The organism is Bradyrhizobium pachyrhizi (assembly GCF_001189245.1).
In the GTDB taxonomy this organism is placed as follows: domain Bacteria; phylum Pseudomonadota; class Alphaproteobacteria; order Rhizobiales; family Xanthobacteraceae; genus Bradyrhizobium; species Bradyrhizobium pachyrhizi.
Window position 1 is genome coordinate 146,154 of the sequence record NZ_LFIQ01000111.1, and the last position, 17,290, is coordinate 163,443.

Below are 17,290 nucleotides of genomic sequence, written 5' to 3' on the forward strand. Positions count from 1 at the left end.
GACCCAAAAATTCTCACGCGGTAGCGAAAGATTTCAGAGGGCTGTGACAAGACGAACCATGCGGCTCTCGGGACGAAATCTGAAATGCGTGCGCGGCGGGCGCGAGGTGTTTTCCGGCCTCGATCTGTCGGCCACGTCAGGCGAGGCGCTCGCCATCACCGGCCCCAATGGAGCCGGCAAGACCTCGCTGCTGCGCGTCCTCGCCGGGCTATTGGTCCCCGCCGAGGGTGTGGTCGCGCTCGAGGGCGGCGACGCCGAGCTCAGCCTGCCGGAGCAGGCCCACTATCTCGGCCACCGCGACGCCCTGAAGCCGGCGCTGAGCGTTGCGGAAAATCTGTCCTTCTGGCGGGAATTCCTCGGCGGCGAGACCAAGGATGCCGGCCGCTGCCTTGCCGCGGTGGCGCTCGACCACGCCGCGCATCTGCCGGCGGCCTACCTCTCCGCCGGGCAGCGCCGCCGCCTGTCGATCGCGCGCCTGCTCTCGGTGCGGCGGCCGGTGTGGCTGCTGGACGAGCCGACATCGGCGCTCGATGCGGCCGGACAGGCGCTGTTCGTCGACCTGATGCGCGACCATCTCGCCGGCGGCGGCCTGATCGTCGCGGCGACGCACCTTCCGCTCGGCATCGATGCGCGTGATCTGCGGATGGGAGGCGCGGCATGAGCGCGCTTGGCGCCTTGATCCGGCGCGACATCCGCATCGCGCTGCGCGTCGGCGGCGGCGCGCTGATCGGCGTGCTGTTCTTCCTCACCGTCACGGTGCTGATGCCGTTCGCGGTCGGACCGGATCTCGCGCTGCTGTCGCGGCTCGGCCCCGCCATCCTCTGGCTCGGCGCGTTGCTGGCGAGCCTGCTCACCCTCGACCGCCTGTTCACGGCCGACCACGACGACGGCTCGCTCGACCTCATCGTGATGAGCCGGACGCCGCTGGAACTCGCCTGCGCCGCCAAGGCGCTGGCGCACTGGATCGCCGCCGGCCTGCCGCTGATCATCGCAACCCCGGTGCTCGGCCTGCTGCTCAATCTCGACGGCACCGCGACGCTCGCGGTTGCGGCGACGCTGCTGGCGGGAACACCGGCACTGACCTTCACGGGCATGATCGGCGCGGCTCTGGCCGTGACGCTGCATCGCGGCGGGCTATTGCTGGCGGTGCTGGTGCTGCCGCTGTCGATCCCGGTGCTGATCTTCGGTGTTGCGGCCTCGCAGGCGGCGATATCGGGGCCTCTGCCGTTTGGAACGCCGTTCTCGATCCTCTGCGCGCTGTCGCTTGCCAGCCTCGTGATCGGCCCCTTTGCCGCCGCCGCGAGCCTGCGGCACGGGCTGGACTGAAATGAGCCCGATCAAATCTCGCCGGGAGGAAATCGGCCAATTGCCTGCGACACGCCGGACGATTATCAGGGTGCCATGACGCTGACCGACCTCGCCAATCCGACCAAGTTTCTGGCGCTGACCGCGCGCATCCTGCCGGGGCTTGCCGGCGTGACCGTGATCCTGCTCGCGATCGGGCTCTACCAATCGGCGATGGCGCCCGACGACTACCAGCAGGGCGCCACGGTGAAGATTATGTTCATCCACGTTCCGAACGCGTGGCTGTCGATGTTCGTCTGGGGCGTCATGAGCGTGGCCGCGCTCGGCACCCTGGTGTGGCGGCATCCGCTCGCCGACGTCGCCGCGAAAGCCGCAGCTCCGATCGGCGCCGCCTTCACCTTCCTTGCGCTGGTCACCGGCTCGCTGTGGGGCCGGCCGATGTGGGGCACCTATTGGGAGTGGGATGCGCGCCTGACCTCGGTCTTGATCCTGTTCCTGATGTATCTCGGCCTGATGGCGCTGTGGCGCGCGGTGGAGGACCCGTCGCGCGCGGCGCGGGCGGCGGCGGTGCTCACGCTGGTGGGCGCGATCAACATCCCGATCATCAAGTTCTCGGTCGACTGGTGGAACACGCTGCATCAGCCGGCCTCGGTGTTTCGCGCCGGCGGGCCGACGCTCGACAAGGCGTTCCTGTGGCCGCTGCTGGTGATGGCGATCGCGTTCTCGCTGCTGTTCATCACCTTGCACCTGGCGGCGATGCGCAACGAGATCCTGCGCCGGCGCGTGCGCAGCCTGCAGATGATGCAGGCGAGCCGCGTCTCGTTCACGAGCGAGACGGGCGGCGGTTCGCAAGCAACCGCGTCAAACGAAATTGGAGCGGCGTGACACGATGGCGCTTGGTCCCTACGCCTCCTTCATCGTGACGTCCTACGCGCTGGTCGCGGCGGTCGTGCTGCTGCTGATCGTCTGGATCATCGCCGACTATCGCCGGCAACAGGCGCGTCTCAGAGAGATCGAGGCCAGCGGCGTGACGCGCCGCTCCGGCCGCAGTGCGGCAGATACAAGATGAGCGATCAGGCGACCAACCGCCCGCCGCAAGCCCGCCGCCTGCTGGTGGTGCTGCCCCTGCTGATCTTTCTCGGCCTCGCCGGGCTGTTCCTGCTGCGGCTCTATGGCGGCGATCCCTCGAAAATCCCGTCGGCGCTGATCGGCCGGCCGGCGCCGCAGACCGCGCTGCCCGCGCTCGACGGCCTGGTGCGGGACGGCGCGCCGGTCCCCGGTCTCGATCCCGCCGCCTTCAAGGGCAAGGTCTCGGTCGTCAATGTCTGGGCGTCGTGGTGCGTCCCCTGCCACGACGAGGCGCCGCTGCTGACCGAGCTCGGCAAGGACAAGCGCTTCCAGATCATCGGCATCAACTACAAGGACTCGCCCGAGAACGCGCGGCGCTTCCTCGGCCGCTACGGTAATCCGTTCGGCATCGTCGGCGTCGACGGCAACGGTCGCGCCTCGATCGAATGGGGCGTTTATGGCGTGCCCGAGACCTTCCTGGTCGGGCGCGAGGGCACCATCGTCTACAAGCTGGTCGGCCCGGTGACCCCGGACAACGTCAACCGCGTGCTCAAGGCCGAGATCGAGAAGGCGCTCGCGGCGGGCAGCTAGTGACAGCGGCTTACTGGCCTCCCTCTCCCCGTCCTTTACGGGGAGAGCTCGAAATTCGCGCGAAGCGGGAATTTCGGGTGAGGGGCTCTGGACGGTGTTTGTAATAGGCTCCGAGCCTGTCCGTGGAGAGACCCCTCACCCCAACCCTCTCCCCGCAAGAGCGGGGCGAGGAGCAGAGCGGTGATCACCCCTTCCGCACGTCGCCCGCGTCGGCCTCGCTCGCCTCCAGCGAGACCGGCTCGAGGTGATAGCGCTTGGTCAGCGGCATCTGGGCGATGGCAAAGATCATGGTCAGCGGCGTCACGCCGAACACCTTGAAGTTCACCCAGAAATCCGTGGTCTGCGTGCGCCAGACGAACTCGTTGAGCACCGCCATGCCGGCGAAGAACAGCGCCCAGCGCATGGTGAGGATGCGCCAGCCCTGCGGCGTCAGGTTGAACACCTGATCGAACATGATGGCAATGAAGGACCGGCCGAACAGGAGCCCGCCGCCGAGCACGGCCGCGAACAGCCCGTAGATGATAGTCGGCTTGACCTTGATGAAGGTCTCGTCGTGCAGCACCAGCGTCAGCGTGCCGAACACCAAGACGATCGCGCCGGTCACCAGCGCCATGATCGGCACGTGCCTGGTGACCACATAGGATGCGATCATCGCGGCCACGATCGCCACCATGAACGCGCCGGTCGCGACGAACAGATGGTATTTGGCGTTGGCGATAAAGAACACGAGCAGCGGCCCGAGTTCGGTCGCCAGCTTGAACAGCGGGTGCGGCTGGGTCTTGTCCATCAATCGATTCCGGCAATTGCCTTGGCAAAATCCTTCGCGGCGAAGGGCGCGAGGTCCTCGACGCCTTCGCCGACGCCGATGAAATGCACCGGCAGCTTGTGCTTCTCCGACAGCGCGACAAGGATGCCGCCGCGCGCGGTGCCGTCAAGCTTGGTCATCACGAGCCCCGTGACGCCTGCCGTACGATGAAACGCCTCGACTTGCGACAACGCATTTTGTCCCACCGTGGCGTCGAGCACGAGCAGCACCGCGTGCGGCGCCGACGCATCGACCTTCCTGATGACGCGCACGACCTTTTCCAATTCGTTCATCAGCTCGGACTTGTTCTGCAGGCGGCCGGCGGTGTCGATCAGCAGCACGTCGCGCTGCTGCTCCTTGGCCGCGGTCAGCGCGCTGAAGGCAAGGCTCGCCGAATCCGAGCCCTGGGCGCCGGCGATGACCGGCGACTTGGTGCGCTCGCCCCAGACCTTGAGCTGCTCGATCGCCGCGGCGCGGAAGGTGTCACCGGCGGCCAGCATGACCTTGCGGCCCTCGGCGGAGAATTTCGCCGCCAGCTTGCCGATCGTCGTGGTCTTGCCGGAGCCGTTGACGCCGACCACCAGGATGACGAACGGCTGCATCGCGGCATCGATCTCGAGCGGCTTCGCCACCGGCGACAGCACCTTCTCGACCTCGGTCGCGACCACCTCCTTGACCTCGTCGGCCGAGATCGCCTTGTCGTAGCGCCCCTTGCCGACAGCCTCCGCGATGCGGACCGCGACATCGGTACCGAGATCGGCGCGCAGCAGCACATCCTCGATGTCATCGAGCATGGCCGAATCGAGCTTGCGCTTGGTGACGAGGTCGGCGACCGCGGTCCCGATCGAACTCGAGGTCCGCTTCAGGCCGCCCTTCAGCCGCTGCCACCAGCTCTGTTTTGGAGTTCCCGCAGTGGTATCGTTCATGGCGCGGACGTGTTAGCCGTTTCGGCCCATAAACGAAAGTCTCGACGAATTGATCGATGTTCCCCAATTGACCGCGGAAGAAATCCTGGGCCGGGTGCTCCACCGCGACGGGCTGATGCTGGTGATCGACAAGCCGGCGGGCCTGCCGGTGCATCGTGGTCCCAAGGGCGGGCCCAATCTGGAGGCCTCGTTCGACGCGCTGCGGTTCGGCCTGCCGCGGCCGCCGGTGCTGGCGCATCGGCTGGACAAGGACACGTCTGGCTGCCTTGTCCTGGGACGCCACCGCAAGGCGACCGCCTCTCTCGGGCTGTTGTTCAAGCACAGCAAGATCTCGAAGACCTATTGGACGGTGGTCGAGGGCGGCCCTGCCGAGGATGAAGGCACCATCGACATGCCGCTCGGCCGGCTCAACGCCGAGCGCGGCTGGTGGCAGAAGCCGGACCCGGATGGCCAGAAGGCGATCACCAACTGGAAGGTGCTGGGGCGTGGCGACGGCCTCACCTGGCTCGCGATGGAGCCGGTCACCGGCCGCACCCATCAGCTGCGGGTGCACTCGGCGGCGATGGGCTGGCCGATCGTCGGCGACAATATCTACGGCAACGGTCCGCGCTTCGGTGAGCCGACCCTGCATCTGCATTCCCGCGAGATCGGCATCCCGATCTCCAGGAACAAGGACCCGGTGCATGTGGTGGCGCCGGCACCCGAACACATGCGGGAGCGGCTCAGGGCCTGCGGCTGGAACGGCGACTAAGCATGATCCGGAAAAGTGCGAAGCGGTTTTCCAGCCCCAACCTCATCGCGCTTTAGCCTCCGTGATTTTACGGACAATTATCCTTTACGGAACATTCAGGCCCATCGGATAGTCCTGCAGGCGGCTTAGAAAAAGCGCGCCGCGACGGCTCAGGACGAGCAATGCTGAATGATGGACAAGCTATTGTCGACGAGGTCGAGGCTGCGATACGCGCCGGCTCCGCCGATAAATGCCTGGCCACGGCAAGACGCGTCACCAGCCTCTTCCTCGCATCCGCCGGCAAGTTCAACAGCGAACAGATCGAGCTGTTCGACAACGTGCTCGAGCGTCTGGTGAAGACCATCGAGTTGCGCGCGCTCGCCGACATCAGCGCCCGGATGGCGCTCACCGACATCAGCGAGCAGCTCGCACCGGTCGCCCAGGCACCGCCCGCGATCATTCGTCGTCTCGCCAGCAATGACGAGATCAGGATCGCGCGGCCGATCCTGCAGGAATCGTCGCGGCTCAGCGCGGACGATTTGGTCGAGATCGCACGGACCAAGAGCGAGCAGCATCTGCTCGCCGTCGCCGGCCGCTGGTGGCTGAAGGAGGTCGTCACTGACGCGCTTCTGGCGCGTCGCTTTGCGAGCGTGAGCCACCGCTTGGTCACCAATCCCGGCGCCAAAGTATCGCCGGGCGGATTTGCCGTCATCCTCGCGCAGGCCGAACACGATCCGGTGCTTGCGGTCGAGACCGGCATTCGCGCGGACCTGCCGTCGGAGCTCCGCCTTCAGCTCCTGCGCCGCGCGACGGAAGAGGTTCGCGGCCGTCTACTGGAACGCGCCCCGCCCTATCTGTTCGAAGAGATCCGGCACGCGATCGCCGCGGTCGCCGCCGGCGTCGAGCGCGACATGTCGCAGGTCCGCGACTTCACCGCGGCCAAGCACCACGTCGCGAAGCTGAAGGACGACGGCGAGCTCAACGAAGCCTCACTGCTCGGTTTCGCCAGGCAGCGAAAATATGAAGAGACCATCGTTGCGCTGGCGTATCTTGCGCAGTCGAACATCGAGGTGATCCGCTCCCTGATGCAAAGCCTGCGCAGTGAAGGCCTGCTGGTGCCGTGCCGGGCGGCAGGCCTGAGTTGGGATACCGCCGCCGCGGTGATGGAATGTCGCTATACCACCGGCTCCATGGGACCGGTCGAACTCGCCCATGCGAAGGGCCAGTTCACGAAATTGACCCGCGAAAACGCCGATCGCCTGCTGCGGTTCTGGCAGGTTCGCGCGTCGCAGCCGGCAAGGCTGGGCGGGCGCACGCACTGAGTGCGTCATGCACGATGCCCATGTAGAGATTCAACCTGTCAAATAGCTCGTTCAGTATCATCACCTGCGAAATACAGGTGATCCGCTGCTCCGGAGGCGCCATGCGCGGCTCCCCATATTCGTCGTCCTGGCGAAAGCCAGGACCCGTAACCACCGCATTCGGTGACCGTTCGAGATCGCGGCCCCAGCGTCGCGCAACAATTGAGATCTGGGGCAATGGGTCCCGGCCTGCGCCGGGACGACAATGGGAGCGAACTTTCTCAGCGGCCCGATGCAATGAGCCGCGCACCGTCATGGCCGCGGATAGTCATCGCGCGCACCATGCCCTGCACATCTCTCTCGATCGCGACCGGCAGGAAGTGCTCGGTGCGGCCCTGCGTGCCGCTCTCGATCAGCACCTCGCGCGTCGCGCCGACTTCCGCATCAAGCCGGCGCAGCAGCGCGGCTTCGCCTGCCGCGCGCAGCCGCCTGGCGCGCTCCTTGATCGCGCCGCCATCGACCTGCGGCATCCGTGCGGCCGGCGTGCCCGGACGCCGCGAATAGGGAAACACGTGCAGGAAGGTGAGATCGCATTCCTCGACCAGATCGAGCGAACGCGCGAACATCTCTTCAGACTCGGTCGGGAAGCCCGCGATGATGTCGGCGCCGAGAGCGATGTCCGGCCGCAGCCGGCGGACCTGCGCACAGAAATCGATCGCGTCCTTCCGCGAATGCCGGCGCTTCATCCGCTTCAGGATCATGTCGTCGCCGGACTGCAACGACAGATGCAGATGCGGCATCAGCCGCGCATCGTCGGCGATGACATCGAGCAGGTCGCGATCCGCCTCGATCGAATCGATCGACGAGATGCGCAGCCGCTTCAGCTCGGGCACATGGCGCAGGATCTGCCGGGTCAACTGGCCGAGTTTCGGCGCGCCGGGCAGGTCGGCGCCATAGCTCGTGAGATCGACGCCGGTCAGCACGATCTCGGCATGGCCGCGCTCGACCAGCGCGCGGACCTGATCGACCACCGCGCCCATCGGCACCGAGCGCGAATTGCCTCGGCCGTAGGGGATGATGCAGAAGGTGCAGCGATGATCGCAGCCGTTCTGCACCTGAACGAACACCCGCGGCAGGCCGCGTTCGAAGCCGTCGAGCAGATGCGGCGCCATCTCGGTCACCGCCATGATGTCGGCGACCGCGACCTTCTCGCTCGCATCGATGCCGAACGGCGCCTCGAACGCAGTGCGCGTCGCCTGCCAGGCGTCGCCGCGCATCTTCTCGTCATTCCCGACGACGCGATCGACCTCGGCCATCTCGGCGAACATCCGGCTTTGCGTCTGCGCCGCACAGCCGGTGACGACGATGCGCGCATGCGGGCGTTCACGTTTCAGCTTGCGGATCGACTGCCGCGCCTGCGCCACCGCCTCGTTGGTGACGGCGCAACTGTTGATGACGATGGTGTCCGAAAGCCCCGACTGCTCGGCCTCGCGGCGGATCACCTCGGATTCGAAGGAATTGAGGCGGCAGCCAAAGGTGACGACATCGACGCCCATAACGATCAAGCAACGCTGGCGAACAGCGCCGGATCGAAGCGGCCCTCATACTCGAAATCGGCGGTGCCGGTCATCAGCACGTGATCGTCGCGCTCGCGCCACTCGATGCCGAGCTTGCCGCCGGGCAGCGTGATCTCGACGACGCGGTTGGCACGCTTCAGCCGTGCCGCCGCGACCGCCGTCGCGCAGGCTGCCGAGCCGCAGGCCCTGGTCAGGCCGGCGCCGCGCTCCCAGGTGCGGATCGTGATGTGGTCGCGATCGACGATATGGGCGAGCGTGATGTTGGCGCGCTCCGGAAAGATCGGATGGTTTTCCAAAAGCGGCCCGAAACGTTCGAGATCGTAGGCATTGACGTCATCGACCCAGAAGATCGCATGCGGATTGCCCATCGAGACCACCGATGGCGAGTGCAGTACCGGATTGTCGATCGGCCCGACCTGCAGCTCGATGTAGCGGGTGTCGCGAAATTCCTCAGCCAGCGGAATGTCCTGCCAGCCGAACTTCGGCGCGCCCATGTCGACGGTGTAGAGATCGGGCGCCGGCCCCTGCCAGCAATTGAGCAGGCCGGCGCGGGTCTGGAACGTCGCTGATGTCTGGCCGGTCTTCTCGAATATCCGCCGCACCACGCAGCGCATGCCGTTGCCGCAGGCCCCGGCCTCCGAGCCGTCATTGTTGTAGATCGAGATGAACGCTTCGGTGCCCTCGAGTCGCGGCGGCTGCAGCACCATCAGCTGGTCGTAGGGCACACCGGCCGGCGAAGCCACGGCGCGCGCCTCTGCCGCCGACACCTGTGCCCGACCTTGTGCCTCTGAATCGCGCAGGTCGACGACGACGATCTCGTTGCCGATGCCGTTCATCTTGGCGAATGCGTGATTGGCGAGCGCGCTCATCGATTTTCCCAAATTCTGCCCGGTTATATGGCGAGTGGTGGGCCGTTAGCCAGCCTGAATGGCCCCATGACACATCTGTCATGGGACGAATGCAGAACCAGCGTGTTAGGAATATCGCATCTCGCGGACCGCGCGCCGGGACAGATCGAGCGGCCGTTCGAGGAAGGGGATGGAGAATACCAATGAACCGTATCAACACGCTCCGCGCGGCCCTGGTCGCGCTGCTGGCCTTGGCCGCGATCGCACTGGCAAGCCCGGCCCCCGCCCAGTCGCCGTCAGCCTCGCCCGCTCCCGCGGCGAGCCCGAGCCCGACCCCGGCGCCTGCACCATCGGCAACGCCGGTGCCCCCGCCGGCCGAGACCAAGTCGCCGGCCGACAGCCCGGCCGCAGCGCAGACCCCGGCGCCGGCGCCGGCAGCCCCGGTGCAGACCGCCGATCCCTTCGGCGAGCCGTTCACGCTGGAGCCGAAAAAGGTCGTGATGCTGAAGGGCACCGCCAATTGGGATTCCGCCTTCGACGCGCTGATCGAGGCGTTCAAGCAGCTTACCGCGCTGCTCGACAAGGACAGCGTCAAGGCATCGGGCAATCCGATGATCGTCTACACCTCGACCGACGACACCGGCTTCACCTTCATCGCCGAGATCCCGGTCGATCAGGACGTCAGGAACCTCGGCAAGAACATGAGCATGGGCAATTCGCCCGACGGCAAGGCGCTGAAGTTCGTCCATCGCGGCTCCTACGACAACATGGACAACACCTATGAGGCGATCACCAACCACCTCGACGACAAGAAGCTCGAAGCCAAGGACACCTTTATCGAGGAATACATCACCGATCCGCTGAAGACCGCGGAGGACAAGCTTGTGATCAACGTCTACGTACCCCTGAAGTGAGCCAAATGACCCATCGCCTTCTCCTTGGCCTCCCCTTCGGCCTCCCCTTCGCCGCCACCCTGATCGCGACGACGCTGCTGGCTGCGCCCGCACTGGCCAATGACGACTTTCCGCCGGCGATTTCGGTCACCGGCGAGGCGACCGTGTCGGCGCCGCCCGACCAGGCGCAGCTTGACGCGGGCGTCACCACCGACGCAAAGACCGCACGCGAAGCCGCCGAAGCCAACAATGTGACGATGGGCAAGGTGCTGGCCGCGCTGAAGGGCGCCGGGATCGCGGAGAAGGACTTTCAGACCTCGCGGCTGTCGCTGCAGCCGCAATTCGCCAACCGTGGGCCGTCGTCGCCGAACGCCCCGCCCAGCATCGTCGGCTACCACGCGAGCAATCGCGTCACGATCAGGCTGCACGATGTGAGCAAGGTCGCCAGCGTCATCGACGTGCTGGTCGGCGCCGGCGCCAATGATATCGGCGGGCTCAATTTCTCGGTGTCGCAGGCATCGAAGCTGCTCGACGAGGCGCGCGAAAAGGCGATCGCCGACGCCCGCCGCAAGGCGGAGATCTACGCCAAGGCCGCCGGCGTCACGCTCGGCGCGCCCGTGAATATCGCGGAGGTCGGCTCGGCGCCGGTCCCGGTGTTCCGTCCCAAGATGGCGACGGCAGGCTTCGCCGCGCCGACGCCGGTGGCGCAAGGCGAGGAAACGCTGACGGTCAATGTCAGCGTCTCCTGGGCGATCAAGGAGAAGTAGCGATTGTCGTCCCGGCCTTCGCCGGGACGACAACTCAATCCCAAACAGCGTTCAAATCTCGAACACCTGCCCGGGCTTCAACGTCAGAAACTTCTCGCGCGGCACGCTCGCCGCGTCGAGCGCTTCGCCAAGCGCGATCGCGGGCGCGTCGATCGCCTCGTCGGTCAACTGGAATGTGCCGTGGTGATGCGCCAGCGCCTGGGCGGCGCCGCAATCGGCCAACGCCTTCACCGCATCCTCCGGGTTCATGTGCTGGTCGCGCATGAACCAGCGCGGCTCATAGGCGCCGATCGGCAAGATCGCGAGCCGCAACGGACCGTGCGCCTCGGCCACCCGGCGGAAATGCCCCCCGTCGCCGTAGCCGGAATCGCCGACGATGTAGAGCTTTCCGGCCGGCGTCTCCAAGACAAAACTCGCCCACAGCGCCTTGTTGCGGTCGAACAGCCCCCGCGCCGACCAGTGCCGCGTCGGAACCAGCGTCGCGGCAAGGCCATTGCCGAGCTCGACGCGCTGATGCCAGTCGAACGCTTCGGCTTTGATCGCGGCATCGGATGCACGCATCGTGACGTCATTGCCGAGCGGCGTGATCACGCGAGGACCAAATGCGCCCGCAAGCTTCGACAGCGTCGCGACGTCGAGATGGTCGTAATGGCCGTGCGACACTAGCACGACGTCGATCTTCGGCAGTTTATCGAATGCGATGCCGGGATCGTTGCGCCGCTTCGGCCCGGCAAAGCTGAACGGCGAGGCCCGCATCGACCAGACCGGATCGAACAGGATGTTGAGGCCCGCGGTCTGGATCAGCCAGCTGGCATGGCCGACGAAGCAGAGCCGCACCTTGTCGCCCTCGACGCGGGGCGGCGGCGTATCGGCATGGGGGCTCGGCGCCCATTCCGGCCAGACCGCGCGCTTCCGGCCGCCCCCGAACTGCCAGCGCAGCACCTCACCAAGCGATTTCGGCGGCGAGCCGTCCGGATCAAAGAAGTGCAGGCCGTCGAAATGATCGGAGACGGGGCCGTCGTAGGTTTTCATCTTGGTCATCCAGATCGAGGGCAGGCCGATCGCCGCGGCGGCTCCGGTCAAGGTTGCGAGAAGGCGGCGGCGGGTGATCAGCACGCGGGTTCCGGAATAGGAGGCAGGCTCCGGTTATATGGGTGGCAGCAGCGAATTTCGGAACCAAGACGGCAAATCGACGTAATTTCAGTACCTTACTGTCCGAACTGAGCGGATTTCAGCGAAACTTTCCTTGACTTTGCCGCCCCGGCAGCGTTTAACGCGGCCACTTTCTCGGAAAGCTCCGTCTTTTCGACCCGCCGACTGGTCCTGGAGGCCAGAGGCCAACGTCCGACAGCGCGATGCGCCCTCGGGCGCGAAAGTGTTTGGATTTCCTTCTCCCTCGCCCCGCTCTTGCGGGGAGAGGGTCGGGGTGAGGGGCTCTCTCCGCGCACTGTGCGTGTGGATAGCCCTGTACCCCCTTCACCCGCCGCGCACGTGCGCGGCGACCTATCCCCGCAGGCGGGGAGAGGTAAAAGAGGACAACGGCATTGTTCGACAATCTGTCGGAACGGCTTGGTGGCATTCTCGATCGTCTGACGGGGCGCGGCGCGCTGACCGAAAAGGACGTCGATGCCGCGATGCGCGAGGTGCGCCGCGCGCTGCTCGAAGCCGACGTCGCGCTCGAGGTGGTCCGCAGCTTCATCGACCGGGTCCGCGAGCAGGCGATCGGCGCCACCGTCGTCAAGTCGGTGACGCCGGGCCAGATGGTGGTGAAGATCGTCCATGACGAGCTTGTCGCCACGCTCGGCTCCGACGGCCAGACCATCGATATCAATTCCGTGCCGCCGGTGCCGATCATGATGGTCGGTCTGCAAGGCTCCGGTAAGACCACCACCACCGCGAAGCTCGCGCGCCGCATGGTCCAGCGCGACAAGCGCAAGGTGCTGATGGCCTCGCTCGACGTCTACCGCCCGGCGGCGATGGAACAGCTCGCGGTGCTCGGCCGCGACCTCGACATTCCGACGCTGCCGATCGTCGCCGGCCAAATGCCGCCGCAGATCGCAAGGCGCGCGCTAGAGGCCGGCAAGCTCGGCGGCTACGATGTCGTGCTGCTCGACACCGCCGGCCGCACCACGCTCGACGAAGACATGATGAAGGAGGCGGCCGAGATCAAAGCCGCCGCCAACCCGCATGAAGTGCTGCTGGTCGCCGACTCCCTCACCGGCCAGGACGCGGTCAACCTCGCGCGCTCGTTCGACGAGCGCGTCGGCCTCACCGGCATCGTGCTGACGCGCGTCGACGGCGACGGCCGCGGCGGCGCGGCGCTGTCGATGCGCGCCGTCACCGGCAAGCCGATCAAGCTGATCGGCACCGGCGAAAAGACCGACGCGCTGGAGGACTTCCATCCGAACCGCATCGCCGGCCGCATCCTCGGCATGGGCGACGTGGTCTCGCTGGTCGAGAAGGCCGCCGCCAATATCGACGCCGAGAAGGCCGCGCGCACCGCCGAGCGGATGCGCAAGGGTCAGTTCGACCTCAACGATATGCGCGAACAGCTGCAGCAGATGGCCAATATGGGCGGCATCGGCGGCCTGATGGGCATGATGCCCGGCATCTCCAAGATGAAGAACCAGATCGCGGCGGCCGGCATCGACGACAAGATCCTGAAGCGCCAGGTCGCGATCATCGATTCGATGACGCGGCAGGAGCGCAAGAACCCGGACATATTGAAGGCGAGCCGCAAGAAGCGCATCGCGGCGGGCGCCGGCCAGAGCGTCGAGCACGTCAACAAGCTGCTGAAGATGCACCGGAACATGGCCGACATGATGAAGGCCATGGGCAGCGGCAAGCGCGGCCCGCTCGCCGGCATCGCGCAGGCGATGGGATTTGGCGGCGGCATGAAGCCGCCCTCGGCCGAGGAGATGAAGGCGCTCGCCGAGAAGATGCAGGGCGGCGCCGGCGGCGGCCTGCCCAATCTGCCGAAGGATTTGCCGGCCGGGCTGCGCGGCGGCCTGCCGAACGTGCCGGGCCTGACCGGCCTTTCCGGCAAGCCGATGCTGCCGGGCCTCGGCGGTTTCCCGGGCAAGAAGAAATGAGGATTCGTCGCGACGGCTCGCATACGGCCGGCGCGACGCGGAATGCCAATCAATCGAACACATCGACCTTTGAAGGAGAACTGAATGTCCGTTGTTATCCGCCTCGCTCGCGCAGGCACCAAGAAGCGTCCGGTCTATCACGTCGTCGTCGCCGACTCGCGCTTCCCGCGCGATGGCCGCTTCATCGAGCGTCTCGGCCACTTCAACCCGCTGCTGCCGAAGGACAACGAGTCGCGCCTGAAGCTCGACATGGACAAGGTGAAGGCCTGGCTCGCCAAGGGTGCGCAGCCGTCGGATCGCGTGACCCGCTTCCTCGACGCCGCCGGCGTCAAGAAGCGCGCACCGCGCAACAACCCGGAAAAGGCCGTGCCGCGCAAGGAGCGCAAGGCGCAGGCCGAAGCCGCCGCCAAGGCTTAAGGCTGAACGGCGACCACGGTGGCTGCACCGGTCTGTGTCGCCCGTATCGGCGCTGCGCATGGCGTGCGCGGCGCCGTCAGGCTTTGGACCTTCACCGAAGATCCGCTGGCCGTGAAGGACTACGGTCCGCTGATGACCAAGGACGGCACGCGCCAGTTCGAGGTCACGCATGTGCGTGAGGCCAAGGACCATCTGGTGGTGACGCTGAAGGGCGTCGCCAGCCGCGATGATGCCGAACGGCTCAACGGTCTCGAGCTCTACGTTCCGCGCGACCGGCTGCCGGACACCGACGACGGTGAATACTACCACACCGATTTGATCGGGCTCGCCGCGGTGACCACGACGGATCAGCCGCTCGGCAAGGTGATCGCGATCCATAATTTTGGCGCCGGCGACATCATCGAGATCGCCCCGCCGCAGGGCGCGACGATGCTGCTGCCGTTCACCAATGCCGTGGTGCCGACCGTCGATCTCGACGGCGGCCGCGTGGTGATCGACCTGCCCAAGGAAATCGACGGCGACGATCCGTCGGCGGCCTGATCAATATCTTCAACCCGTCATCCGGCCCTGCTGCTCGAGCCAGTCGCAGAACACCGCGCTGAGCGGATCGTTGCTGCGCCCCGCCGGGAAGTAAGCGAAGTAGCTCCGCGCCGGCAGGCTGACATCCGGAAACGGCGTCACCAGGCGCCCGGCCGCGAGATCGTCCGCGATCAGCGCGGTCGGTCCCATCGCGACGCCGAGACCATCGAGCGCGGCCTGGATCGTCAGATAGAAGTGATCGAAGGTCAGCGCGGCCGCCGGCTCCAGCGCGGATTGCCCGGCCTCGGTGAGCCAGTCGCGCCACAGCCGCGGCATCGACGTGACATGCAGCAGCGTGTGCCTGGAGAGATCCGCGATCTCATTGAGCGGCAGCTGCGCCAATAGCGACGGACTGCACACCGGCAATCTGCGCTCCGACACCAGGAAACGTGACGAGAAGCCGTGGAAGGTGTCGGGGCCACCGCGGATCACGACGTCGAATGATTCAGACAACGCATCCACCGGATCGTTCGACGTGCTCAGGCGCACCTCGATATCGGGATGCTCGGCGCGAAACCGGCTCATCCGCGGCAGCAGCCAACGCAGGCTGAAGGTCGCGAGCGCATTGACGCGCAACACCGCGACCGCCAGATCGCCGCGCCGCTCGCGATGCTGCTGCACGGCGGCGGAAATCCGGTCGAGCGCAGGTGCGAACTCTGCGAGCAATGCCGCGCCCGCCGGCGTCAGCACCACGCGCCGCACCGATCGCCGAAACAGCGATGGCGCGCCCAGCCATTCCTCGAGCAGGCGGATCTGCTGACTGACCGCGCCATGGGTCACGCTGAGCTCGGCGGCGGCTTCCTTGAAGCTGCCGAGCCGGGCGGCGGCCTCGAAGGCACGGACCGCATTGAGCGGCGGCAGGCTGCGGCGTGGGACGAACATGATCCCTCAATACAAGATTTTCTAACGCATGATCCGATCATTACTGATTTGTGACAAGCGCCTTGGCGGCGCATACTGCCATGCAAGCTCCTTGCATAGCTTTCTTTTCTGAGGTCCCCTTCTGATGCTCGCCCGCCCAAGCTTTAGATTTTCTTGCATTAGAGGGCGGCAATGAGCGTGTCGGCCGAAACCGGCACGACGCGGCCCGACCGTGCCCGGTCAACCCGCACCCTGACCGTGACCGGGCTCAACCACGCCCTCCACGACGGCTACACCGACGTCATCTACGTGCTGTTGCCGGTCTGGCAGGCCGAATTTGCGCTGAGCTACGGGCTGCTGGCGCTGCTGCGCGGGCTCTATGCCGGCGCCATGGCCGGGCTGCAGATTCCGGTCGGACGCATGGCAGAGCGGATCGACGGCAAGATCATCCTGATTGCGGGCACGGCGCTGTCGGCGCTCGGCTACGCGTTTGCTGGATTCTCCGGCGGTGTCATTGGCTTCGGCCTGGCGCTCGCGCTCTCCGGCGCGGGCTCGAGCACGCAGCATCCGATCGCATCCGCCGCGGTGTCGCGTGCCTATGGCGCGGCGGCGCGCGGGCCGCTCGGCATCTACAATTTCTCGGGCGATCTCGGCAAGGCGGCGATCCCGGCCCTGACCTCGATCCTGCTGGTGATCATGTCGTGGCGGCACACGCTGCTCGTGCTCGCTCTCGCAGGCTTGCTCGTCGCGATCTGCATTGCGCTCTGGATGCCGGCCGTCGGCAGGGGCGCCGAGCACAAGGCGACATCAGCATCGCGCGGCGCCAGCACAGGCCGCGGCTTTCATTGGCTGCTCGCGATCGGAATTCTCGACACCGCGGTCAGGATGGGCTTTCTCACCTTCCTGCCGTTCCTGCTGCGCGACAAGGGCGCCTCGCTGCCGACCAACGGCCTCGCGCTGGCGTTGGTCTTCATCGGCGGCGCCGCGGGAAAATTCACCTGCGGCTGGCTCGGCGCGCGGGTCGGCACGCTGCGCACCGTGCTGATCACCGAAGGCGGCACGGCGGCGCTGATCGTCGCGGTGCTGGCGTTGCCGCTCGCACCGGCCATCGTGCTGCTGCCGCTGCTCGGCGTGATGCTCAACGGCACGTCATCGGTGCTCTACGGCACCGTGCCCGAGCTCACCCCCGCGCATCAGACCGAGCGCGCCTTCGCGCTGTTCTATACCGGAACGATCGGATCGGGCGCGATCGCGCCTGTTATCTACGGCCTGCTTGGCGACGCGCTCGGCCCGAGGCTCGCGACCGCAGCAACCGCGCTCACGGCGCTGGCGATCTGTCCGCTTGCGGTCGTGCTGGCGCGGCATCTCGCGGATGATGCGACGAAGGCGTGACGCATAACATGCCTAAGTCCGCGCGACTGCCTGTCTTCTCCTTCCCCCTGAAAGGGGGAAGGTCGGGATGGGGTCAGCCGCGGGCGACGCTGCAAGCTGACAGAGCAGATCCCCACCCGCTTTGCTCTGACGAGCAAA

The 17,290-nt window shown here is 66.4% G+C and carries 19 protein-coding genes; 13 read left to right on the forward strand and 6 right to left on the reverse strand.

The features are described 5' to 3' along the window. Positions 1-58: 58 nt before the first annotated feature. From ccmA to AKL29_RS28655, 5 genes are all read left to right on the forward strand, one after another. On the forward strand, positions 59-661 hold the full coding sequence (gene ccmA, locus AKL29_RS28635) for a heme ABC exporter ATP-binding protein CcmA (RefSeq protein ID WP_050386462.1): 603 nt from the start codon (positions 59-61) through the stop codon (positions 659-661). Beyond that, a complete protein-coding gene (gene ccmB, locus AKL29_RS28640) occupies positions 658-1,326 on the forward strand; it encodes a heme exporter protein CcmB (protein ID WP_050386463.1) in 669 nt (222 codons plus the stop codon). The genes ccmA and ccmB overlap by 4 nt, the downstream gene beginning before the upstream one ends. A 75-nt stretch (positions 1,327-1,401) precedes the next feature. Further along, the gene (locus AKL29_RS28645) at positions 1,402-2,190 is read left to right on the forward strand and encodes a heme ABC transporter permease (protein ID WP_050386464.1); all 789 of its coding nucleotides are present in this window, start codon (positions 1,402-1,404) and stop codon (positions 2,188-2,190) included. A gap of 4 nt (positions 2,191-2,194) precedes the next feature. Next, positions 2,195-2,374, forward strand: a complete 180-nt coding sequence (gene ccmD, locus AKL29_RS28650; RefSeq protein WP_028336294.1) for a heme exporter protein CcmD — start codon at positions 2,195-2,197, stop codon at positions 2,372-2,374. Then, a complete protein-coding gene (locus AKL29_RS28655; RefSeq protein ID WP_028336293.1) occupies positions 2,371-2,964 on the forward strand; it encodes a DsbE family thiol:disulfide interchange protein in 594 nt (197 codons plus the stop codon). Before ccmD ends, AKL29_RS28655 begins: the two co-directional genes overlap by 4 nt. 184 nt (positions 2,965-3,148) lie before the next feature. Here AKL29_RS28655 and AKL29_RS28660 read toward each other — a convergent pair whose 3' ends face one another. Both AKL29_RS28660 and ftsY read right to left on the reverse strand, forming a co-directional pair. Beyond that, the gene (locus tag AKL29_RS28660) at positions 3,149-3,751 is read right to left on the reverse strand and encodes a septation protein A (RefSeq protein ID WP_050386465.1); all 603 of its coding nucleotides are present in this window, start codon (positions 3,749-3,751) and stop codon (positions 3,149-3,151) included. Then, positions 3,751-4,695: a signal recognition particle-docking protein FtsY gene (gene ftsY, locus AKL29_RS28665; protein WP_050386466.1), complete on the reverse strand. Its 945-nt coding sequence runs from the start codon at positions 4,693-4,695 to the stop codon at positions 3,751-3,753. Before ftsY ends, AKL29_RS28660 begins: the two co-directional genes overlap by 1 nt. A 49-nt stretch (positions 4,696-4,744) precedes the next feature. On the opposite strand from ftsY, the gene AKL29_RS28670 reads away from it, so the two are divergent. After that, positions 4,745-5,446, forward strand: coding sequence for an RluA family pseudouridine synthase (locus AKL29_RS28670; RefSeq protein WP_028336290.1), 702 nt, complete (start codon positions 4,745-4,747; stop codon positions 5,444-5,446). A gap of 161 nt (positions 5,447-5,607) precedes the next feature. Continuing rightward, entirely contained in the window at positions 5,608-6,747 is a 1,140-nt protein-coding gene (locus AKL29_RS28675) for a DUF2336 domain-containing protein (protein WP_028336289.1), read from the forward strand. Positions 6,748-7,007: 260 nt separating this feature from the next. Here AKL29_RS28675 and mtaB read toward each other — a convergent pair whose 3' ends face one another. Together mtaB and dapF are read right to left on the reverse strand one after the other, a co-directional pair. Then, positions 7,008-8,282, reverse strand: coding sequence for a tRNA (N(6)-L-threonylcarbamoyladenosine(37)-C(2))-methylthiotransferase MtaB (gene mtaB / locus AKL29_RS28680; RefSeq protein ID WP_050386467.1), 1,275 nt, complete (start codon positions 8,280-8,282; stop codon positions 7,008-7,010). 5 nt (positions 8,283-8,287) lie between these two features. After that, complete coding sequence (gene dapF, locus AKL29_RS28685; protein WP_050386468.1) at positions 8,288-9,172, reverse strand: diaminopimelate epimerase; 885 nt, start codon at positions 9,170-9,172, stop codon at positions 8,288-8,290. A gap of 182 nt (positions 9,173-9,354) precedes the next feature. On the opposite strand from dapF, the gene AKL29_RS28690 reads away from it, so the two are divergent. Both AKL29_RS28690 and AKL29_RS28695 read left to right on the forward strand, forming a co-directional pair. Then, positions 9,355-10,065 (forward strand): GyrI-like domain-containing protein, encoded by a 711-nt coding sequence (locus AKL29_RS28690; protein ID WP_050386469.1) that lies wholly within the window; start codon positions 9,355-9,357, stop codon positions 10,063-10,065. Positions 10,066-10,070: 5 nt separating this feature from the next. Next, positions 10,071-10,811, forward strand: a complete 741-nt coding sequence (locus AKL29_RS28695) for an SIMPL domain-containing protein (RefSeq protein ID WP_050386470.1) — start codon at positions 10,071-10,073, stop codon at positions 10,809-10,811. Between the two features lie 51 nt (positions 10,812-10,862). On the opposite strand, the gene AKL29_RS28700 is transcribed toward AKL29_RS28695, so the two are convergent. Beyond that, positions 10,863-11,927 carry an MBL fold metallo-hydrolase gene (locus AKL29_RS28700; RefSeq protein WP_050386471.1) on the reverse strand — a complete coding sequence of 355 codons (1,065 nt, stop codon included), beginning with the start codon at positions 11,925-11,927 and terminating at the stop codon, positions 10,863-10,865. 428 nt (positions 11,928-12,355) lie between these two features. On the opposite strand from AKL29_RS28700, the gene ffh reads away from it, so the two are divergent. The 3 genes from ffh to rimM all read left to right on the forward strand — a co-directional run bounded on the left by ffh (position 12,356) and on the right by rimM (position 14,860). Continuing rightward, the gene (gene ffh, locus AKL29_RS28705; protein ID WP_018269389.1) at positions 12,356-13,903 is read left to right on the forward strand and encodes a signal recognition particle protein; all 1,548 of its coding nucleotides are present in this window, start codon (positions 12,356-12,358) and stop codon (positions 13,901-13,903) included. Between the two features lie 84 nt (positions 13,904-13,987). Beyond that, complete coding sequence (gene rpsP / locus AKL29_RS28710; RefSeq protein WP_016847621.1) at positions 13,988-14,320, forward strand: 30S ribosomal protein S16; 333 nt, start codon at positions 13,988-13,990, stop codon at positions 14,318-14,320. Positions 14,321-14,338: 18 nt separating this feature from the next. Further along, entirely contained in the window at positions 14,339-14,860 is a 522-nt protein-coding gene (gene rimM / locus AKL29_RS28715) for a ribosome maturation factor RimM (RefSeq protein WP_028336282.1), read from the forward strand. Positions 14,861-14,869: 9 nt separating this feature from the next. Here rimM and gcvA read toward each other — a convergent pair whose 3' ends face one another. Continuing rightward, on the reverse strand, positions 14,870-15,781 hold the full coding sequence (gcvA, locus tag AKL29_RS28720; RefSeq protein ID WP_050386472.1) for a transcriptional regulator GcvA: 912 nt from the start codon (positions 15,779-15,781) through the stop codon (positions 14,870-14,872). Between the two features lie 171 nt (positions 15,782-15,952). Between gcvA and AKL29_RS28725 the strand changes: the two genes are divergently transcribed. Beyond that, the gene (locus tag AKL29_RS28725; protein WP_050386473.1) at positions 15,953-17,152 is read left to right on the forward strand and encodes an MFS transporter; all 1,200 of its coding nucleotides are present in this window, start codon (positions 15,953-15,955) and stop codon (positions 17,150-17,152) included. The last annotated feature ends 138 nt before the right edge of the window (positions 17,153-17,290 follow it).

Bases quoted from the DNA above. Each gene is read 5' to 3' on its own strand.
- AKL29_RS28675 (WP_028336289.1), top strand. From the start codon at position 5,608: ATGCTGAATGATGGACAAGCTATTGTCGACGAGGTCGAGGCTGCGATA.
- ccmA (WP_050386462.1), top strand. From the start codon at position 59: ATGCGGCTCTCGGGACGAAATCTGAAATGCGTGCGCGGCGGGCGCGAG.
- ftsY (WP_050386466.1), bottom strand. From the start codon at position 4,695: ATGAACGATACCACTGCGGGAACTCCAAAACAGAGCTGGTGGCAGCGG.
- dapF (WP_050386468.1), bottom strand. From the start codon at position 9,172: ATGAGCGCGCTCGCCAATCACGCATTCGCCAAGATGAACGGCATCGGC.
- AKL29_RS28725 (WP_050386473.1), top strand. From the start codon at position 15,953: ATGAGCGTGTCGGCCGAAACCGGCACGACGCGGCCCGACCGTGCCCGG.
- AKL29_RS28690 (WP_050386469.1), top strand. From the start codon at position 9,355: ATGAACCGTATCAACACGCTCCGCGCGGCCCTGGTCGCGCTGCTGGCC.
- ccmB (WP_050386463.1), top strand. From the start codon at position 658: ATGAGCGCGCTTGGCGCCTTGATCCGGCGCGACATCCGCATCGCGCTG.
- mtaB (WP_050386467.1), bottom strand. From the start codon at position 8,282: ATGGGCGTCGATGTCGTCACCTTTGGCTGCCGCCTCAATTCCTTCGAA.
- AKL29_RS28645 (WP_050386464.1), top strand. From the start codon at position 1,402: ATGACGCTGACCGACCTCGCCAATCCGACCAAGTTTCTGGCGCTGACC.
- ccmD (WP_028336294.1), top strand. From the start codon at position 2,195: ATGGCGCTTGGTCCCTACGCCTCCTTCATCGTGACGTCCTACGCGCTG.
- gcvA (WP_050386472.1), bottom strand. From the start codon at position 15,781: ATGTTCGTCCCACGCCGCAGCCTGCCGCCGCTCAATGCGGTCCGTGCC.
- rpsP (WP_016847621.1), top strand. From the start codon at position 13,988: ATGTCCGTTGTTATCCGCCTCGCTCGCGCAGGCACCAAGAAGCGTCCG.
- AKL29_RS28655 (WP_028336293.1), top strand. From the start codon at position 2,371: ATGAGCGATCAGGCGACCAACCGCCCGCCGCAAGCCCGCCGCCTGCTG.
- AKL29_RS28660 (WP_050386465.1), bottom strand. From the start codon at position 3,751: ATGGACAAGACCCAGCCGCACCCGCTGTTCAAGCTGGCGACCGAACTC.
- AKL29_RS28695 (WP_050386470.1), top strand. From the start codon at position 10,071: ATGACCCATCGCCTTCTCCTTGGCCTCCCCTTCGGCCTCCCCTTCGCC.